Below are 19,834 nucleotides of genomic sequence, written 5' to 3'. Positions count from 1 at the left end.
GGCAATCAATCGACCCGCTCGACCTTCAGAATGACGCCGTCCACGTCACACACCCTGATTTTGGTACCGGCGGGGCAATCATCCCCATGCACCCGCCAAATCGAGTCGTCGATACGGATTTTCCCCATACCATTGACGATGGGCTGCTCCAACATCAGGGTTCGCCCGATGTATTGCGCCGCCCGGCGGTTGAGCAAAGGCCGATCGGAAACGATGGGTTTGCGGCCGATGAATTTTTCGAAGACGAAGATGCTGGCCAGAGAAAGGACGGAAAACACCAGCAGCTGGATTTCCCACCCCAGCCCGGGGAGCAGCCAGAGTACCGCACCCGTCAGCAGCGCTGCTTCCGCCATCCAGAGGAAATACATCCCCGGGAGAAGGAGCTCGAGGATCAGCAACAGGGCACCCAGCGTCCACCAGTGCCAGAAAACCAGGCTGAACCCGGTCATTGGCGGACCTTGGGCGCGCCAAAGCTCTCCCGAGCCAGCTCGGCGATGCCTCCCAGGGAACCGAGCAGGCTGGAGGCCTCTAGCGGCATGAGGATGAGCTTGTTGTTCGGCGCGGCGGCCACATCGCGCAGAGCTTCGACGTATTTCTGGGCGACGAAATAGTTGACGGCCTGGATGTCGCCCTTGGCGATGGCCTCGGAGACCAGAGCCGTGGCGCGTGCCTCGGCTTCCGCCAGCCTTTCGCGGGCTTCGGCGTCGCGGAAAGCCGCTTCACGCCGTCCTTCGGCTTCGAGGATCATCGCCTGTTTTTCGCCCTCCGCCTTGAGGATTTCGGCCTGGCGATGACCTTCCGCTTCCAGGATGGCGGCGCGCTTGTCCCGCTCGGCCTTCATCTGCCGGGCCATCGAATCGACGAGGTCCTGCGGTGGGGCGATATCCTTGATTTCGATGCGGGTGACCTTGACGCCCCAGGGGGTGGTGGCGTCGTCCACGACGGTGAGAAGGCGAGCGTTGATCTCGTCCCGCTTCGAGAGCAACTCATCCAGATCCATCGATCCCATGACGGTGCGGATATTGGTCATGGTCAGTTGCATGATGGCGAACTGGAGGTTGTTGACTTCATAAGCGGCCCTTGCGGCGTCCACCACTTGGTAGAACACCACTCCGTTGACCGTGACCATGGCATTGTCCTTGGTGATCACTTCCTGCGAGGGGACGTCCAGCACCTGCTCCATCATGTTCAGCCGGGCGCCGATCTGATCGATGACCGGACGAATCCAGTTGATGCCGGGACTCAGCGTCCTCGTGTATTTGCCGAAGCGTTCCACCGTGTATTCGGTTCCCTGGGGTACGAATTTGACGCTGAGCACCACCAGGATGATGCAAAGGACGAAGAAAAACAGAACGAACAGTGCAAAGCCGGACATGTGCGTCTCTCATGGAAGTCGGGGAATCGGGCATGTTTAGGATAGCTTGATCGCTCACCGGTCCACATGGTCAGATGCAAAAAGTTCTTCGAAGAAAGAGATCTGATTTACGATTGGCCTGGAACGAAACGGTGGGTAACGCATTTTTTTCATATGAATCCAATGGTTGGGCGGGAGCCGAAAATGTTGGTAAAACGAGGCTGACATGTAGATGGATTGTGGATAACTTGATCCCATCCGGGCATCGCGAGCGACCGCACACGTTATGCACAGGGAACGACCCGGTTTTTCCCCTCTCCCTTCCGCCTCCAGGAGCCGCGCCGATGTTCGAAGTCGCAGAACTCAAGTCCAGGCTCGACAAAACCTCCTACGCCGCCCAGCTTCCCGATCTCCGGATGCAACTTCTGGATTTGCAGCAGATGATCGAACCCGCGAGGATCTCGGTCGTGTTCCTACTGGCGGGTCTGGATTGCGCGGGGAAGGGAGACATCATCCACACGCTGAACGAATGGATGGACCCGCGCTACATGGAGACCCATGCCTTCGGGAGGCCTTCGGAAGACGAACGGGAGCGTCCGAACCACTGGCGTTACTGGATGGCTCAGCCGCGGCGGGGCCGGATCGGGATTTTCTCGGTCGGATGGTACGGTCCGCCGCTTGCGGACCGGCTGTATTCGCGTATCGACGAGGCTGCTTTCTTGGCAGAACTGGCCCACATCAACCGTCTGGAAAAGGCCTGGACCAACGATGGCACCGTGGTGGTCAAATGCTGGCTGCATCTGAGCAAGAAACAGCAGCGCAAAATCATCGAGAAGACCGAGAGCGATCCCGAGACCCGCTGGAAGATCACCGAAACCGAGCACGAGCACCTCAAGCTTTACGACGAATTTGTCGTGATCGCGGAGCAGGCGCTACGGGCGACCAATACCCCGGAGGCCCCGTGGTTCCTGGTCAACGGCTACGATTCGCATTACCGGCGGATCGCCATCGGCCGTCATCTGGCCCAGTGCATCACCGCCCGCCTCGAAGGTGTCCGGGAGCAACACGTCAAACCCGAACCGCCGGTTTCGAGTCCCGGCCCCAGCATCCTTGGCACAGTGGATTTGAAAGCCAGACTCGGAAAAAAAGCCTATCAGGAGGAAAAAACCGCCTTTCAGGCCAAGATCAGCCGCCTGACCCGGCTGGCGCGGCAACGGAAGCGCTCGGCCATGCTGGTGTTCGAGGGTTGGGATGCGGCGGGCAAGGGCGGCGTCATCCGCCGGATCACGCCGGCGATGGATGCGCGCAACTACCGGGTCATTCCGATCCAGGCGCCGACCGACGAGGAAAAGGCGCACCACTACCTCTGGCGATTCTGGCGGCACCTGCCGCGCGACGGCAACGTCACCATCTACGACCGGAGCTGGTACGGCAGGGTATTGGTGGAACGGGTGGAAGGTTTCGCCAGCGAAGAGGAATGGCATCGTGCCTATTCGGAAATCAACGACTTCGAGGAGGAACTGACCGGCCACGGCATCATCCTGCTCAAGTTCTGGCTGCATATCTCCAAGGACGAGCAGGCCAGACGGTTCCGCGAGCGCGAGCAGACCCGTTACAAGCGTTACAAGATCACCGAGGAAGACTTGCGCAACCGGGAGAAGTGGGATGCCTATGAATTGGCGGTGAACGACATGGTGACCCAGACCAGCACCATCCATGCGCCCTGGCACCTCGTCGCTGCCGACGACAAATACCACGCCCGGATCGAAGTGTTCCGCATCCTATGCAGGGCGTATCAGCGGGAGCTGAATGGCTAGATTTGCCTAACGGCATGAAAAATCTGGTAAACTCCGCCCCCCTCAAGCCATTCCCAACCGGGCTGGAACCGGTGGAGTCCCCGATGTTTTTCGACGATGAGTTCGACGTGATCGTGGTCGGCGGCGGACACGCCGGCACCGAGGCCGCCCTGGCCGCGGCGCGGACGGGTGCGCGCACCCTGTTGTTGACGCAGAACGTCGAGACCCTGGGCCAGATGAGCTGCAATCCGGCCATCGGCGGCATCGGCAAGGGGCATCTGGTGAAGGAAATCGATGCCATGGGCGGCCTCATGGCACGGGCGGCGGACCGGGCAGGTATCCAGTTCCGCATCCTCAACGCGAGCAAGGGGCCCGCCGTGCGCGCGACCCGGGCACAGGCGGACCGCAGCCTCTACCGCAAGGCGGTGCGCGAGGGCCTGAGCGCCCAGGAAAACCTCAGCCTGTTCCAGCAGACCGTGGTCGACTTGATCGTCGAAGGTCGCAGAGCGGCCGGGGTCGTTACCCAGATGGGCCTCAAGTTCCGTTCCCGCTGCGTGGTGCTCACCGTCGGGACGTTCCTGGCCGGACGCATCCACATCGGCCTGGAAAACTACGATGGCGGCCGGGCGGGCGATCCGCCGGCGACCGATCTCGCGCGGCGTCTGCGTGATCTGGGGTTCAAGGTCGCCCGGCTGAAGACCGGTACCCCTCCGCGCATCGACCGCCGCAGCGTCGACTTCAGCCGGATGGCGGAACAGCCGGGCGATGACCCCACGCCGGTGTTTTCCTTCCTCGGCACGCGCGAGGAGCACCCGCCTCAGGTATCGTGTTACATCACCCGTACCAACGAACGTACCCATGAGCTGATTCGTGCCGGTCTCGACCGGTCGCCGATGTTCACCGGCGTGATTGAAGGCATTGGCCCGCGCTACTGTCCTTCCATCGAAGACAAGGTGGTGCGCTTCGCCGAGCGCGATTCACACCAGATTTTCGTCGAGCCGGAAGGTCTCGACAGCCTGGAAATCTATCCCAACGGCATTTCCACCAGTCTCCCCTTCGACGTCCAGCTTGCCGTGGTGCGCTCGATCCAGGGGTTCGAGGACGCTCGGATCACCCGCCCCGGCTATGCGATCGAATACGATTTCTTCGACCCGCGGGACCTCCGTCATTCGCTCGAGACACGTCACATGGAGAACCTGTTTTTCGCCGGCCAGATCAACGGCACCACGGGTTACGAGGAGGCCGCTGCGCAGGGGTTGCTGGCGGGTTTGAACGCTGCGCGCAAAGCGCGTGACCTGGAACCTTGGTGGCCGGGCCGGGACGAGGCCTACCTCGGCGTGCTGGTCGACGACCTCATCACCCGCGGCACCTCCGAACCGTACCGTATGTTCACCAGCCGCGCCGAGTACCGCCTGGTGCTGCGCGAAGACAATGCCGACCTGCGTCTCACCGAAACCGGCCGCGCCCTGGGACTGGTGGACGATGTCCGCTGGTCGGCATTCGAAGCCAAGCGCGAAGCCATCGAGACGCTGGGCGCGCGTCTTGCCGCCCGGCGCATCCGTCCCGACAGCGGTCAAGCCGAAAGCTGGAACGCGCTCACCGCAATACCGCTGCAACGCGAAGCCAGCCTGCTGGAACTGCTCAGACGCCCGGATGTCGGGCTGGAACACCTTGCCGGCCATGCTCCGGAGCTGTTCGAAGGCATGGACAGGGCGGTGCGTGAACAGGTGGAAATCGCAGCCAAGTACACCGGCTACATCGAACGCCAGCAGGCCGAAATCGAACGCGTCCGGCGCTACGACGCCTGGCAATTGCCGGACTCCATGGATTACGGCAAGGTCGTCGGGCTCTCCAGCGAAGTGCGGGAAAAGCTCGGCCGCGTCAGGCCCGCCACCGTCGGCCAGGCGGCGCGTATCCCGGGCATCACGCCGGCGGCGATCTCGCTGCTGCTGGTACACCTGCGCCGAACCGGCGCTGCGTGATGTCTCCGAACGCGATGCTCGAGCGGGGCCTGAGCGAACTGGGGTCGGATGCCGGGGGCGATCAGCGCGAACGTCTGCTTCGATTTCTCGAACTGCTGCGCAAATGGAACCGGGTGTACAGTCTCACGGCCATCGAAGACCTCTGCGAAGGCGTGCGGCTTCACCTCCTGGACAGCCTTTCGATCGCATCCTTCCTTCATGGCAGGCGGGTGCTGGACGTGGGGACGGGCCCGGGACTGCCGGGCATTCCCTTGGCGATCGTGCAGCCGGAGCGGCGATTCGTACTGCTCGACTGCAACGCGAAGAAGATCCGTTTCGTCCGGCAGGCGGTGATCGAACTGGGCCTGGCCAATGTCGTGCCGGTGCAGGCGCGGATCGAATCTTTCACCGATGCCGAGGGTTTCGACTGCGTGTTGGCGCGGGCCTATGGCTCGCTGGCGGAAATCTGGACCGGTGCGGCACCCCTGCTCAGGACCGGCGGTACGGTGCTGGCCCTCAAGGGGCGCCGGCCCGAGGCCGAACTCGGCGACCTGCCGGCCGGCGTCGCGGTCGGCATCCATCGGCTGCGGGTGCCCGGCGTGGAAGCGGAAAGGCATCTTGCAGAACTGAAGCCGACAGGGCAGGATTCGTAAATGGGCAAGGCAAAGATCATAGCAATCGCGAACCAGAAAGGGGGGGTCGGCAAGACCACGACCGGTGTCAATCTGGCGGCATCGCTCGCGGCCACGAAAAACAGAGTGCTGCTGATCGATCTTGATCCCCAGGGCAACGCGACCATGGGATGCGGTGTCGACAAGCGCTCGCTGAGCCGGTCCAGCTACCAGGTGCTGATCCGGCAGGCGCCGGTGTCCGAAGCGATCATCGAACTCGATGGGCCGGGTTTCGATCTGATTCCCAGCAATTCGGACCTCGCGGCCGCGCAGGTCGATCTTCTGCAGATCGAAGGACGCGACCGTTGCCTGAGGGAGGCGCTCGAACCCTGTCTCGGCCGTTACCGGTTCATCCTGATCGACTGTCCACCCTCCCTGAACATGCTGACGGTCAACGCCCTGGTGGCGGCGGACAGCGTGCTGATCCCCATGCAATGCGAGTACTACGCGCTGGAAGGCCTGTCCGATCTGATGGACACCCTGGGCAAGATCCGCGCGACCGTGAATCCCCGGCTGGCGGTGGAAGGTCTGCTGCGCACGATGTACGACACCCGCAGCCGGCTTGCCAACGAGGTTTCCGAACAACTCCTCGAGCATTTCCCGGACGGTGTGTTCCGCACCGTCATCCCTCGCAACATCCGCTTGGCCGAGGCGCCGAGTCATGGCGTGCCGGTCATGTATCACGACAAGAGTTCCAAGGGGGCGTTGGCCTATCTGGCGCTGGCCGGTGAAATCGTCCGGCGCAACGAGCGTAAGACCGCCGCCGCATAGAAAACGAGTGAATCGACGAGCATGAAGAAACCCGCCCTGGGCAGGGGCCTGGAAGCCCTGCTGGGAGAAGCCAGGCTGGATCCGAAGCAGGAGTCTTTGCGCAAACTCCCCATCGAGCATTTGGAACCGAGCCCGTTTCAGCCGCGCAAGGATTTCGACTCTGCCAAGTTGCGCGAACTTGCCGACTCCATCAGTGCGCAGGGCATCGTCCAGCCGATCGTGGTGCGTTCCGCGGAGCCGGGGCGTTACCAGATCGTCGCCGGCGAACGGCGCTGGCGCGCGGCCCAGCTCGCCGGCGTCCGCGAGGTGCCGGTCGTGGTGCGCGAAGTGCCGGACCAAGCCGCCCTCGCCATTGCGCTGATCGAAAACATCCAGCGCGAAGATTTGAATCCGCTGGAAGAAGCCGAGGCGATCCAGCGTCTGCTGGAAGAGCATCGGATGACCCATCAGCAAGTGGCCGATGCCCTCGGCAAGTCCCGCGTCACCATCACCAACCTCAACCGCCTCAACGACTTGCATCCCGATGCCAAGGCACTGCTGCGTGCCGGCGAGATCGACATGGGCCATGCCCGGGCCCTGCTCGCCCTGCCTTACGGCCAGCAGGGCGAAGCCGCCCGGCGTGTGGCCGAAAAGCGCCTGAGCGTGCGGGAAACCGAGTCCCTGGTGAATGGTCTGTTGAAAGCCGCCGACGCCGGTCCGAAGCCGGCCAAGGTCGTCGACCCCGACATCGCCCGGTTGGAACGTCGCATGACCGAGCGCCTGGGCGCCGGCGTCCGGATCCAGCATGGCGCAAAAGGGGCGGGCAGGCTCGTCATCTCCTATGCCAGCCTGGAGCAGCTCGAGGGTTTGCTGGCGCGCTTCGAAGGCTGAACCGGTTTGATCTTTGGAAAACCCGCTGCTATGATGCCGCGGCGTTTGTGCGGGGATGCCTGAAATGTTGGGCGGGCGTTTGTACGGGGGGGTACGACGGATCATCCGCTGGCAACTCGTCGTGATGGTTGCCTGCGGAGTGATTGCCTACGTTGCGGGCGGATGGAAAACAGCAATATCGGCATCTGCAGGGGGGCTGATCGCATTCGTACCGAATGCGTTCTTCGCGCTCCGTTTCGGCTTCTTCGACCCGACCCGGAGTGCCCGCGACATCGTACGGGCCTTCTATGTCGGCGAGTCCATGAAGCTCGTCTTGACCGGCGTCCTGTTCTTCCTGGCATTCCAATTCCGCGAACTGGAATTTTTGCCGCTTTTCTCCGGATTTATGGTGGCACTCGGGGTGTATTGGATCGCCCTGCTGCAATGAATTTGAACAACTAGAGCAAGGCTGACAATGGCGACAGAAGCGCACGATGCCGGTGGCGCCACCGGTTACATCGTCCATCACCTGACCCCCCTCTCTTCCGGTGAGGGTTTCTGGACACTGCATGTGGATACGCTGTTCTTTTCGGTGTTCCTCGGCGCGGTGTTCCTGTTTTTCTTCCGTAAGGCCGCCGAACAGGCGACGGCCGGCGTGCCCGGTCCTTTCCAGAACTTCGTCGAGATGATCGTCGAGTTCGTCGACACCCAGGTCAAGGACAGTTTCCATGGCCGCAACGCCCTGATCGCGCCGCTGGCCCTGAGTATCTTCGCCTGGGTCTTCCTGATGAACGCCATGGATCTCCTGCCGGTCGACCTGCTGCCGGACGTGGGCAAGGCGATCGGCCTCGAATATCTGCGCGTGGTCCCGAGCACCGACCTCAACGCCACCTTCGGCATGTCGATCTCGGTGTTTTTCCTGATCATTTTCTACAGCCTGAAGGTCAAGGGCCCGGGCCATTTCGCGATGGAATTCCTGTTCCATCCATTCAGCCACTGGGCGCTGGTCCCCTTCAATCTGTTGCTGAACACCGTCGAGTACCTGGCCAAGCCGGTCTCTCTCGGCTTGCGACTGTTCGGCAACATGTATGCGGGCGAATTGATCTTCATCCTGATCGCGCTGCTGCCCTGGTGGGTGCAGCCGGCACTGAGCTTCCCTTGGGCGGTGTTCCACATCCTGATCATCACGCTGCAAGCGTTCATATTCATGGTGCTGACCATCGTCTATCTCAGTCTGGCGCACGAAAGCCACTAAGGGATGCTCCCGGTTCTTCTTTCTAAATCACTTTAACTGACCTTTTGGAGGAAAAATGGAAACTGTATACGGTATGACCGCGATTGCTGTCGGCATCATCCTGGGCCTGGGCGCCATGGGTACCGCCATCGGCTTTGGGCTGCTCGGCGGCAAGTTCCTGGAAGGCGCCGCCCGTCAGCCGGAAATGGTACCGATGCTGCAGGTCAAGATGTTCATCGTTGCGGGTCTGCTCGACGCAGTGACCATGATCGGCGTCGGCCTCGCTCTCTTCTTCACCTTCGCGAACCCGTTCGTGAAGTAAGCTGACCCTTCGCATACGGTTGGAACCCTAGCGAAAGCACTCAAGCAAGTGAGGACAGCGCCGTGAACATCAATGCCACGCTATTTGGGCAAATGGTCACATTCGCGCTTCTGGTGTGGTTCACCATGAAGTACGTCTGGCCGCCCCTGTTGCAAGCGCTGGAAGAGCGCAAGAAAAAAATCGCCGAAGGTCTGGCTGCCGCCGAAAAAGGCAAGCACGAAATGGAGCTTGCCGAGAAGCGCGCGACCGCCGCCTTGAAGGAGGCCAAAGACCAGGCTGCGGAGATCGTGAACCAGGCTCAAAAGCGCGCCAATGCCCTGGTGGACGAATCCAAGGAAGCGGCCAAGATCGAGGGTGAGCGTATCCTCGCCAATGCCCGGTCCGAGATCGACCGCGAGCTGGAGAATGCCAAGGAAGAACTCCGCAAACAGGTTTCTGCCCTGGCGATCAGTGCCGCCGAGAAGATCCTGCAGCGGGAGGTCGACCAGAAAAAGCACAAGGAAATCCTCGCCGGCCTCGGCAAGCAGTTGGGCTAGACACCGATGAGCGAACTGACCACCCTGGCTCGGCCCTACGCCGTCGCCGTATTCAAAGCGGCCAAGGAAGCCGGCAACATCCAGGAATGGGCCGACATGCTCGAATTCCTCAAGCAGGTCATGGCCGATCCCCTCATGCAACGGGCCGCCAGTGATCCGAAGGCAGGCAAAGACAGGTTCATCGCCAACTTCTTGGATCTCTGCAAAGGTCACGTCATCCCGGAAGGCGAGAATTTCATTCGTCTCCTGGCGAGCAATGGCCGCCTGGGGCTGGTCGGGACGATCGCCGACATGTTCGCCGAGTTCCGGGCGGAAGAGGAAGGTTACGTCGATGTCGATGTCATTACCGCTTACCCGCTCGAAGAGAGCGAAACAACGAATCTCAATGCGTTGGTGGAAAAGTGGATGTCGCGTAAGGGGCGCCTTCACGTCACCGTGGATGAATCCCTGATCGCCGGCGTGGTTCTTCGCGCCGGCGGCCGGGTCGTCGATGCTTCCGTCCATGGCCAGCTCCAGCGATTGGCGAAACGACTCTCCAATTAGTAATGAGACAGTATCATGCAACTGAACGCGTCTGAAATCAGTGATCTCATCAAGCAGAGGATCGGAAAGTTCGATCTGGGCGTTGAGTCACGCAGTGAAGGAACCATCGTCAGCCTGACCGACGGCATCGTCCGCATCCATGGCCTCCAGGACGTGATGCAAGGGGAAATGGTGGAGTTTCCGGGCAATACCTACGGCATGGCGCTCAACCTGGAACGCGATTCCGTCGGTGCCGTGGTGCTCGGTTCCTATGAGCACCTTTCCGAAGGCGACACCGCCAAATGCACCGGGCGCATTCTGGAAGTGCCGGTGGGTGAAGCGCTGCTCGGCCGCGTGGTCGACGCGCTGGGCAATCCGATCGACGGAGCCGGCCCGATCGATGCGAAGCTGTTCTCGCCGATCGAGAAGATCGCCCCGGGTGTCATTTCGCGCCAGTCGGTGAGCCAGCCGCTGCAGACCGGCCTCAAGGCCATCGACTCGATGATCCCGGTGGGCCGGGGCCAGCGCGAGCTGATCATCGGTGACCGTCAGACCGGCAAGACCGCCATCGCGATCGACGCCATCATCAATCAGAAGGGCACCGGGGTTAAGTGCATCTATGTCGCCGTCGGCCAGAAGCAGTCGTCGATCGCCAACGTGGTGCGCAAGCTGCAGGAACACGGCGCGATGGAGCACACCATCGTCGTGTCGGCCTCGGCCTCCGAATCCGCGGCGCTGCAGTTCATCGCCCCTTATGCCGGTTGCGCGATGGGCGAATATTTCCGCGACCGCGGCGAAGATGCGCTCATCGTCTATGACGACCTCACCAAGCAGGCCTGGGCCTACCGTCAGATTTCGCTGCTGCTGCGGCGTCCCCCAGGGCGCGAAGCCTATCCGGGCGACGTGTTCTACCTGCATTCGCGCCTGTTGGAACGGGCTTCGCGGATCAATGCGGAAGAGGTCGAGCGTCTCACCAAGGGCGAGGTGAAAGGCAAGACCGGTTCGTTGACCGCCCTGCCCATCATCGAAACCCAGGCCGGTGACGTTTCCGCCTTCGTGCCGACCAACGTGATCTCGATCACCGATGGCCAGATTTTCCTGGAAACCAACCTGTTCAACGCAGGCATCCGCCCGGCCGTGAACGCCGGTCTGTCGGTGTCGCGTGTGGGTGGCGCGGCCCAGACCAAGGTGATCAAGAAGCTCGGCGGCGGCATCCGTCTCGACCTCGCCCAGTACCGCGAGCTCGCGGCGTTCGCCCAGTTCGCGTCCGACTTGGACGAGGCGACCCGTAAGCAGATCGAGCGTGGCCAGCGGGTCACCGAGCTGATGAAGCAGAACCAGTATTCGCCGATGAGCATCGCCCAGATGGCCGTCTCCCTGTTCGCCGCCAACGAGGGATATCTGGATGACGTCGAGGTCAGCAAGGTGCGTGACTTCGAGGATGCCCTACAGGAGTACATGAAGTCGCAGTGTGCCGAACTGCTGAAGTCGATCGACGCCACCGGCGATTACAACGACGCGATCCAGGCCGGCTTGCACGAAGCGATCAAGAAGTTCAAAGCGACTCACGCCTGGTGAAGGTGCAGCCATGGCCGTCGGCAAAGAAATCCGCATAAAGATCGCGAGCGTCCGCAACACCCAGAAGATCACGCGCGCCATGGAAATGGTTGCGGCGAGCAAGATGCGCCGTACCCAGGACCGGCTGCAGGCGACCCGTCCGTATGCGCGCAAGATCGCCCGGATCATCAAGCACCTCGCCCGGGCCAACCCGGAGTACAAGAATCCGTTCATGGTCGAACGCCCCGTCAAACGGGTGGGGGTGGTGCTGGTGTCTTCCGACCGTGGTCTGTGCGGGGGGCTGAACTCCAACCTGTTCCGGCTGCTGCTGCGGCGGATGAAGGCATGGGGCGAGGCGGGCGTCGAGGTCCGCTTGGGCGTGATCGGGCAGAAGGGGGCGTCGTTCTTCGGCGGCGTGGGAGCGGACGTCGCCGCCCAGGTCGTCCGCTTGGGCGATACGCCGCACCTCGAGGGCATCATCGGTGTTCTGAAGGTCATGCTGGATGCGTACGGCGAAGGCGAGATCGATGAGCTTTACGTGGCTCACAACGAATTCGTCAACACGATGACGCAGAAGCCGAAGCTGGAGTGCCTGGCCCCGATCAAGGCGGAAGAGCTTTCCGATGAGCTCAAGGGACATTGGGACTACCTATACGAGCCGGACGCCAAGACCGTGCTGGATGCGCTCATCACCCGCTACATCGAGTCCCTGGTGTTCCAGGGGCTGGTCGAGAACAACGCGTGCGAGCAGGCCGCCCGCATGGTCGCCATGAAGAGTGCCTCCGACAACGCCGGCAAACTCATCAAGGAGTTGCAGCTGATCTACAACAAGGCGCGGCAGGCGGCCATCACGCAGGAGATCGCCGAAATCGTCGGCGGCGCGGCTGCGGTCTAGCGGAATAAATCAATAGATATCCGAAGAGGGCAGAAATGAGTTCTGGGAAAATCGTACAGATCATCGGCGCGGTGGTCGACGCGGAATTTCCGCGTGAATCCTTACCGAAGATTTACGACGCATTGCGCGTCGACGAGGTCGGCCTCGTCCTGGAAGTCCAGCAGCAGCTGGGCGACGGTGTGGTGCGCTGCATCGCCATGGGTTCCACCGACGGGGTCCGGCGCGGCGTCACGGTGACCAACACCGGTGCGCCGATCTCGGTACCGGTGGGCACGGAGACCTTGGGTCGCATCATGAACGTGCTGGGCGATCCCATCGACGAGAAGGGACCGATCGGCGAGAAGGAACGCTGGGGCATCCACCGCAAGGCGCCTTCCTATCAGGACCAGGCGGCCGCCAACGAATTGCTGGAGACCGGCATCAAGGTGATCGACCTGATCTGCCCGTTCGCCAAAGGCGGCAAAGTCGGGCTGTTCGGTGGCGCCGGCGTGGGCAAGACCGTCAACATGATGGAGCTGATCCGCAACATCGCCATCGAACACAGCGGCTACTCGGTGTTCGCGGGCGTAGGCGAACGTACCCGTGAGGGTAACGACTTCTACCACGAAATGAAGGAATCCAACGTTCTCGACAAGGTGTCGCTGGTTTACGGCCAGATGAACGAACCGCCGGGCAACCGTCTGCGCGTGGCTCTGACCGGCCTGACCATCGCCGAGAAGTTCCGCGACGAAGGCCGTGACGTGCTGCTGTTCATCGACAACATTTACCGCTACACCCTGGCGGGTACGGAAGTGTCGGCCCTGCTCGGGCGCATGCCTTCGGCCGTGGGTTACCAGCCCAACCTGGCGGAGGAAATGGGTATTCTGCAGGAGCGCATCACCTCCACCAAGACCGGTTCCATCACGTCTATCCAGGCCGTGTACGTTCCGGCCGACGACTTGACCGACCCGTCTCCGGCGACCACCTTCGCGCACCTCGACGCCACCGTCGTGCTGTCGCGCCAGATCGCCGAGCTGGGTATCTATCCGGCGGTCGATCCGCTGGATTCCACCAGCCGCCAGCTCGATCCGCTGGTAATCGGGCACGAGCATTACGAGACGACCCGCCGGGTGCAGAGCACTCTGCAGCGCTACAAGGAGCTGCGCGACATCATCGCCATCCTCGGCATGGACGAGCTGTCGGAAAACGACAAGCTGATCGTCTCGCGCGCCCGCAAGATCCAGCGCTTCCTGTCGCAGCCGTTCTTCGTGGCCGAGGTGTTCACCGGCTCGCCCGGCAAGTACGTTCCCCTCAAGGACACGATCGCCGGTTTCAAGGGGATCGTCGACGGAGACTACGACGACGTGCCGGAGCAGGCGTTCTACATGGTCGGTTCGATCGACGAGGCGCTGGAGAAAGCCAAACGCCTGGCCGCTTGACCGGCAGCCATAGGAGGTAACTGAGATGGCTATGACGATGCATGTGGACATCGTGAGTGCGGAAGGCGAGATCTTCTCCGGGCAGGCCGAGCTGGTCGTGGCACCGGGCCAGGAAGGCGAGGTGGGCATCGCCGCCCGGCACGCGCCGTTCCTCTCGCCGCTCAAGCCGGGAGAGGTCAGGGTCAAGAGCGAGGGTCAGGAGCCGTTGTCGTTCTACGTCTCCGGCGGCATGCTGGAGGTGCAGCCGTATCTGGTGACGATCCTTTCGGAAACCGCGGTGCGCGCGAAAGACATCGACGAAGCAGCGGCGCAGGAAGCCAAGCGGGCCGCCGAGGAAGCGCTGGCGGACCGCTCCGGCCGCATGGAATACGCCAAGGCCCAGGCGCAGCTGGCGGAGGCGGTGGCGCAGTTGCGGACGCTGGAGAATTACCGCAAGGGCCGGGCGTAACCGGCCGATCCCGCGGCGGTCAACGGCCCGGTAAAGGTGATGCTATGCTTCACCTTTACCGGGTTTTTTGTTGACGGAAATACCCGTTTATTCGTTGATCCTCCTGAAGGAGACTTGAGTGGAAGTCATCGCTCTCATTCTGGCGGCGGGTCAGGGCACGCGCATGCGTTCCGGTCTGCCGAAGGTTCTGCACCGGATCGGCGGCCTCTGTCTGCTCGAGCATGTTTACCGGCTCGCGGCGGCCCTCGAAGTCCGTGAAACGGTCATCGTTTACGGCCACGGCGGTGAGCAGGCGCTGTCCGCATTGGGCCATCTGCCGGCGACCTGGATCGAGCAGAAGGAGCGCAGGGGGACCGGCCATGCGGTGATGCAGGCCGTGGACCGGATCGGCGACGATTCGACGGTGCTCGTTTTGTACGGCGACGTCCCGCTGCTGAGACGGGAGACGGTGGAAACCCTGCTGCACCACGCCGGCGAATCGAGCTTGGGGCTACTGACGGTCGACCTGGACAACCCGACCGGCTACGGCCGCATCATTCGCGACGCCAGCGGCAGGGTGCTTCGTATCGTCGAGGAGAAGGACGCCACGCCGGAAGAACGCGCCGTCCGCGAGGTCAACACCGGCATCCTGGCGGTCGAAGGGGCGCCATTGAAGCGCTGGCTGAAGGCTTTGCGCAACGACAACGCGCAGGGCGAGTACTACCTCACCGACATCGTCGCCATGGCGGTGGCGGAGGGCTATTTCATCGATGCGACGCATCCCACCAGTCCGGACGAAGTGCTCGGCGTGAACGACCGCCGGCAACTGGCCGAACTGGAGCGAATCTACCAAGTCCACCAGGCGCGCGCGCTGATGGAGCGGGGTGTGACCCTGCGCGACCCCGCGCGTTTCGACCTGAGAGGGGAAATCGTCGAACTGGGTCGTGACGTGGAGATCGACGTCAACGTCATTCTCGAAGGAAGAATCGCCTTGGGCGACGAGGTGCGCATCGGTCCCAACGTTTATCTGAAGGACACCGCGATAGGACCGGGCGTGGCGGTCCTCGCCAATAGCGTGATCGAAGGCGCCGTCATCGGTGCCGGTTCCAGGGTCGGACCCTTTGCCCGGCTGCGGCCCGAATCCGTGCTCGCCGAAGGGGTTCACATCGGCAATTTCGTGGAAGTGAAGCAATCCGACATCGCCGTCGGTTCCAAGGTCAACCATTTGAGCTATATCGGCGATGCCAGCATCGGCAGGGGTGTCAACGTCGGTGCCGGCACCATCACCTGCAACTACGACGGCGTCGCCAAGCACCGGACCATCATCGAGGACGGCGCCTTCATCGGCTCCGACACTCAGCTCGTCGCGCCGGTCCGGGTGGGGCGCAATGCCACCATCGGCGCCGGTTCCACCATCACCCGGGATACGCCGGAAGACTGCTTGACTTTGAGCCGCGCCCGGCAGCTCAGCGTGGAAGGCTGGAAACGTCCGGAGAAAGCGAGGAAGGAGTCATGTGCGGAATAGTGGGCGCGGTGGCACACCGCAATGTCACCCCGATCCTGCTGGAAGGTCTGCGGCGGTTGGAATACCGCGGTTACGATTCCGCCGGCATCGCAGTGATCGCTGCGGACGGGTCGCTGGAGCGGGTGCGCCGTCCGGGCAAGCTGCGCGAGCTGGAAGCCGCCCTGGAATCCGCCCTGGTCGAAGGTGAAACCGGTATCGCTCACACCCGCTGGGCCACCCACGGCGTGCCGTCCGAACGCAACGCCCATCCGCATGTCTGCCGCGAGCGAGTCGCCGTGGTCCACAACGGCATCATCGAGAACCACGAGGCGCTGCGCCGGCAGCTCCAGCAGAAGGGGTACGAGTTCCTGTCGGAGACCGACACCGAAGTCGTCGTCAACCAGATCCACGACTTCCTGGAGCAGGGGTTCCCGCTGTTGGAGGCAGTGCGCGCCACCGTCGGCATCCTGGAAGGCGCGTATGCCATCGGCGTCGTCAGCACTTGCGAGCCGGGCCGGCTGATAGCCGCCCGTAAGGGCAGTCCCCTGGTGGTCGGCTTGGGCGAAAGCGAAAACTTCGTCGCTTCCGACGTTTTCGCCCTGGTCGGCGAAACGCAGCGCTTCGTCTTCCTGGAAGAGGGCGACCTCGTCGAACTGACCACCGAGTCGGTCCGGGTCTATGGCAAGGATGGCGGCAGGGTCGAGCGCCCGGTCCACGAGACCCGGCTGGCGCCGGATTCGGTGGAGCGCGGTGAATACCGCCATTACATGCAGAAGGAAATCCACGAGCAGCCGGTCGCGGTCGAAAAGACCCTGAGCGGCCGCATCCATCAGGGCAAGGTGCTGTCTGCCGCATTCGGCGAGCGCGCCGAGGCCGCGTTCGAGCACGTCCGGGCGGTGCAGATCGTCGCCTGCGGCACCAGCTACCACGCCGGCAAGGTGGCGCGTTACTGGTTCGAGGCCTTGGCCGGCCTGCCCTGCAGCGTGGAGGTTGCCAGTGAATTCCGCTACCGCCGGCAGGTCGTGCAGCCCGGCACCCTGTTCGTGACCATTTCCCAGTCTGGCGAGACCGCGGACACGCTGGCGGCGCTGAAGGCCGCCAAGGAACTCGGCTATGCGCACACCCTGGCCATCTGCAACGTGCCGGAAAGCTCGATCGTGCGCGAATCGGACTCCTGCCTGATGACGCGGGCCGGCCCCGAGATCGGGGTGGCCTCGACCAAGGCTTTCACCACCCAGCTGACCGCCCTGCTGCTCCTGGTGCTGGCGCTGGGCCGGCGTCACGCCTTGGCCGCCGAACAGGAAGCGAAGATCGTCCGCGAGCTGGAGACCCTGCCTGCGCAGATCCGGCATGTCCTGCAACTCGAAGACGAAATCGCGGCCTGGGCCGAGCTGTTCGGCGAGAAGCACCACGCCCTCTATCTCGGCCGCGGCGCGCAGTATCCGGTCGCCATGGAAGGAGCGCTCAAGCTCAAGGAAATCTCCTACATCCACGCGGAGGCCTATCCGGCGGGCGAGCTCAAGCATGGGCCGCTGGCGCTCATCGACAACGAGATGCCGGTGGTCGCCGTCGCGCCCAACAACGAGCTGCTGGAAAAGCTCAAGTCGAACCTGCAGGAAGTCCAGGCGCGCGGCGGCGAACTCTACGTGTTCGCCGATGCCGGAGCGCCGATCGAAAACGTGCCCGGCGTCAGGATCCTCAGGGTGGCGGAGACCGACGAAGTCGTCGCGCCGATCGTCTACAGCGTGCCGCTGCAGCTCCTCGCCTACCACGTCGCCCTGATCAAGGGAACCGACGTCGACCAGCCGCGCAATCTCGCCAAGTCGGTGACGGTGGAGTGAGGCGGGCGGCTTGAGCGCTCGCCGGAGCCGCCCCGGTCGATTATGGGATAATCGCACATTCGATCCGTTTGCCAGACTCCGTTTCCATGACCAGCCCGCGAAAAATCCTCGTCACCAGCGCTCTTCCCTACGCCAACGGTCCGATCCACCTGGGCCATCTGGTCGAATACATCCAGACCGACATCTGGGTGCGCTTCCAGAAGATGCGTGGGCACGACTGCCGCTACGTCTGCGCCGACGACACCCACGGCACGCCCATCATGCTGCGTGCGGAGAAGGAGGGCATCAGCCCTGAAGAGCTGATCGCCCGCGTCCACGGCGAGCATCTGCGCGACTTCACCGGCTTCCACATCGAGTTCGACAACTACTATTCGACCCATTCGGAGGAGACCCGAGCTCATGCCGCCGATATCTACGGCAGGCTCAAGGACCGCGGACTGATCGAATCGCGGGCGATCGAGCAGTACTTCGACCCCGTCAAGGAAATGTTCCTGCCCGACCGTTTCATCAAGGGCGAATGTCCCAAGTGCCACGCCAAGGACCAGTACGGCGACTCCTGCGAAGTCTGCGGCACCACCTATTCGCCCACCGACCTGATCAACCCCTACTCCGTGGTATCCGGCGCCGCGCCGGTGCGCAGGGAATCGGTGCATTACTTCTTCAAGCTGGGCGAATGCGCCGAATTCCTGAAGGACTGGACCCGCTCCGGCGCCCTTCAGACCGAGGCTGCCAACAAACTCAACGAATGGTTCGAAGCGGGTCTTTCCGACTGGGACATTTCCCGCGATGCGCCGTATTTCGGTTTCGAGATTCCCGATGTGCCGGGCAAGTATTTCTACGTCTGGCTGGATGCGCCGATCGGTTACATGGGGAGTTTCCAGAACCTCTGCGACAGACTGGGCCTGGATTTCGCGGAATACTGGAAAAAGGACTCGGAGGCCGAGCTGTACCATTTCATCGGCAAGGACATCCTCTATTTCCACGCCCTGTTCTGGCCGGCCATGCTGGAACATTCCGGTTTCCGCACCCCGACCAGGATATTCGCCCACGGCTTCCTGACCGTGAACGGCGAGAAGATGTCCAAGTCGCGCGGCACCTTCATCACCGCCCAGAGCTATCTCGAGCAGGGTCTCAACCCCGAATGGCTGCGCTACTACTACGCCTGCAAGCTGAACGGCACGATGGAGGACATCGACCTCAGCCTGGAGGACTTCGTCGCCAGGGTGAACAGCGATCTGGTGGGGAAATACATCAATATCGCCAGCCGGACCGCGGGGTTTGTGACGAAATTTTTCGACGGACGATTGGATGTGTCGCCGCAGCTTGCCGATGGCGAGGCATTGGATCCCCTTATCGACAGGCTACGGGATTCGGCCGAGGAGATTTCCGGCTATTACGACAGCCGTGACTACAACAAAGCGATTCGTAAGATCATGGAATTAGCCGATGAGGTAAATATCTTCGTTAACGAGAAAAAACCATGGGAAATCGCAAAAAAGGATGACAGCTATTCCCGTGGAGACCTAAGAGTGGTTTGTGCGATAACGTTGAACCTGTTCAGGTTGCTGACGATTTATCTCAAGCCGATTCTGCCCAGGCTGGCAGAGGCGGTCGAAGGGTTTTTGAACATTCCTTCTCTTACTTGGCAGGACGCACAAACCCTGCTGCCGCAAGGTCATACCATCAACGATTATCAACATCTGATGACCCGCATCGACCCCAAGCAGGTCGATGCCCTGGTCGAAGCCAACCGCCAGAGCCTGCAAGCCACGGCAGGGCAGCCGGAGCCGCATTCCCAGGTGCGCCATGCCGAGCATCAGCAGCACCAGGTCCAGCCGATCGCCGAGACGATTTCCATCGACGACTTCGCCAAGGTCGATCTGCGCATCGCCCGTATCGCCGATGCCGAGCACGTCGAGGGCGCGGACAAGCTGCTGAAGCTGACGCTGGATCTGGGCGGCGAGACCCGCACGGTGTTCGCCGGCATCAAGTCGGCCTATGCGCCGGAGACCCTGATCGGGCGGCTGACCGTGATGGTCGCCAATCTCGCGCCGCGCAAGATGAAGTTCGGCCTGTCCGAAGGCATGGTGCTGGCGGCGGGGCCGGGCGGCGGCGACATCTTCCTCCTGTCGCCGGACGAAGGCGCCCAGCCCGGCATGAAGGTCAAGTAGCCGGG

Annotated in this window: 19 protein-coding genes; 17 read left to right on the top strand and 2 right to left on the bottom strand. The window is 62.4% G+C overall.

Annotation, left to right across the window (positions count from 1 at the left end; translation table 11 throughout):
• Positions 1-5: 5 nt before the first annotated feature.
• On the bottom strand, positions 6-449 hold the full coding sequence (locus ACSHWJ_RS07810) for an NfeD family protein (RefSeq protein WP_218796733.1): 444 nt from the start codon (positions 447-449) through the stop codon (positions 6-8).
• Positions 446-1,375: an SPFH domain-containing protein gene (locus ACSHWJ_RS07805; protein WP_010962296.1), complete on the bottom strand. Its 930-nt coding sequence runs from the start codon at positions 1,373-1,375 to the stop codon at positions 446-448. Before ACSHWJ_RS07805 ends, ACSHWJ_RS07810 begins: the two co-directional genes overlap by 4 nt.
• A 323-nt stretch (positions 1,376-1,698) precedes the next feature.
• Between ACSHWJ_RS07805 and pap the strand changes: the two genes are divergently transcribed.
• The 17 genes from pap to metG all read left to right on the top strand — a co-directional run bounded on the left by pap (position 1,699) and on the right by metG (position 19,829).
• Positions 1,699-3,171, top strand: a complete 1,473-nt coding sequence (gene pap / locus ACSHWJ_RS07800; protein ID WP_218800727.1) for a polyphosphate:AMP phosphotransferase — start codon at positions 1,699-1,701, stop codon at positions 3,169-3,171.
• A gap of 83 nt (positions 3,172-3,254) precedes the next feature.
• Positions 3,255-5,132 (top strand): tRNA uridine-5-carboxymethylaminomethyl(34) synthesis enzyme MnmG, encoded by a 1,878-nt coding sequence (gene mnmG, locus ACSHWJ_RS07795; protein ID WP_218796734.1) that lies wholly within the window; start codon positions 3,255-3,257, stop codon positions 5,130-5,132.
• Entirely contained in the window at positions 5,132-5,764 is a 633-nt protein-coding gene (rsmG, locus tag ACSHWJ_RS07790; protein ID WP_256996341.1) for a 16S rRNA (guanine(527)-N(7))-methyltransferase RsmG, read from the top strand. The genes mnmG and rsmG overlap by 1 nt, the downstream gene beginning before the upstream one ends.
• Entirely contained in the window at positions 5,765-6,553 is a 789-nt protein-coding gene (locus ACSHWJ_RS07785; RefSeq protein ID WP_432539595.1) for a ParA family protein, read from the top strand.
• Between the two features lie 21 nt (positions 6,554-6,574).
• Complete coding sequence (locus ACSHWJ_RS07780) at positions 6,575-7,423, top strand: ParB/RepB/Spo0J family partition protein (protein ID WP_010959377.1); 849 nt, start codon at positions 6,575-6,577, stop codon at positions 7,421-7,423.
• Between the two features lie 55 nt (positions 7,424-7,478).
• Positions 7,479-7,850: an ATP synthase subunit I gene (locus ACSHWJ_RS07775; protein ID WP_218796736.1), complete on the top strand. Its 372-nt coding sequence runs from the start codon at positions 7,479-7,481 to the stop codon at positions 7,848-7,850.
• Positions 7,851-7,877: 27 nt separating this feature from the next.
• The gene (gene atpB, locus ACSHWJ_RS07770) at positions 7,878-8,657 is read left to right on the top strand and encodes a F0F1 ATP synthase subunit A (protein ID WP_010959379.1); all 780 of its coding nucleotides are present in this window, start codon (positions 7,878-7,880) and stop codon (positions 8,655-8,657) included.
• Positions 8,658-8,712: 55 nt separating this feature from the next.
• Complete coding sequence (gene atpE / locus ACSHWJ_RS07765; protein ID WP_010959380.1) at positions 8,713-8,958, top strand: F0F1 ATP synthase subunit C; 246 nt, start codon at positions 8,713-8,715, stop codon at positions 8,956-8,958.
• Positions 8,959-9,020: 62 nt separating this feature from the next.
• A complete protein-coding gene (locus ACSHWJ_RS07760; RefSeq protein WP_010959381.1) occupies positions 9,021-9,494 on the top strand; it encodes a F0F1 ATP synthase subunit B in 474 nt (157 codons plus the stop codon).
• Between the two features lie 6 nt (positions 9,495-9,500).
• Positions 9,501-10,037, top strand: coding sequence for a F0F1 ATP synthase subunit delta (locus tag ACSHWJ_RS07755; RefSeq protein WP_017364781.1), 537 nt, complete (start codon positions 9,501-9,503; stop codon positions 10,035-10,037).
• A gap of 15 nt (positions 10,038-10,052) precedes the next feature.
• Complete coding sequence (gene atpA / locus ACSHWJ_RS07750) at positions 10,053-11,594, top strand: F0F1 ATP synthase subunit alpha (protein ID WP_017364780.1); 1,542 nt, start codon at positions 10,053-10,055, stop codon at positions 11,592-11,594.
• Positions 11,595-11,604: 10 nt separating this feature from the next.
• A complete protein-coding gene (atpG, locus tag ACSHWJ_RS07745; protein WP_432539594.1) occupies positions 11,605-12,468 on the top strand; it encodes a F0F1 ATP synthase subunit gamma in 864 nt (287 codons plus the stop codon).
• A 35-nt stretch (positions 12,469-12,503) separates the two neighbouring features.
• Positions 12,504-13,886, top strand: a complete 1,383-nt coding sequence (gene atpD, locus ACSHWJ_RS07740; protein ID WP_010959385.1) for a F0F1 ATP synthase subunit beta — start codon at positions 12,504-12,506, stop codon at positions 13,884-13,886.
• A gap of 25 nt (positions 13,887-13,911) precedes the next feature.
• Positions 13,912-14,334, top strand: coding sequence for a F0F1 ATP synthase subunit epsilon (locus tag ACSHWJ_RS07735; protein ID WP_010959386.1), 423 nt, complete (start codon positions 13,912-13,914; stop codon positions 14,332-14,334).
• 118 nt (positions 14,335-14,452) lie between these two features.
• Positions 14,453-15,838 (top strand): bifunctional UDP-N-acetylglucosamine diphosphorylase/glucosamine-1-phosphate N-acetyltransferase GlmU, encoded by a 1,386-nt coding sequence (glmU, locus tag ACSHWJ_RS07730; protein WP_432539593.1) that lies wholly within the window; start codon positions 14,453-14,455, stop codon positions 15,836-15,838.
• Positions 15,826-17,658 (top strand): glutamine--fructose-6-phosphate transaminase (isomerizing), encoded by a 1,833-nt coding sequence (glmS, locus tag ACSHWJ_RS07725; RefSeq protein ID WP_218796740.1) that lies wholly within the window; start codon positions 15,826-15,828, stop codon positions 17,656-17,658. The genes glmU and glmS overlap by 13 nt, the downstream gene beginning before the upstream one ends.
• Positions 17,659-17,744: 86 nt before the next feature.
• Positions 17,745-19,829, top strand: a complete 2,085-nt coding sequence (gene metG, locus ACSHWJ_RS07720) for a methionine--tRNA ligase (RefSeq protein ID WP_432539592.1) — start codon at positions 17,745-17,747, stop codon at positions 19,827-19,829.
• Positions 19,830-19,834 lie beyond the last annotated feature (5 nt).

Origin of the sequence: Methylococcus sp. S1M (assembly GCF_051295855.1) — a bacterium.
Taxonomy (GTDB): domain Bacteria; phylum Pseudomonadota; class Gammaproteobacteria; order Methylococcales; family Methylococcaceae; genus Methylococcus; species Methylococcus capsulatus.
Note: the sequence above shows the minus strand (reverse complement) of the source record. Positions and strands in the feature narration are given on the sequence as shown.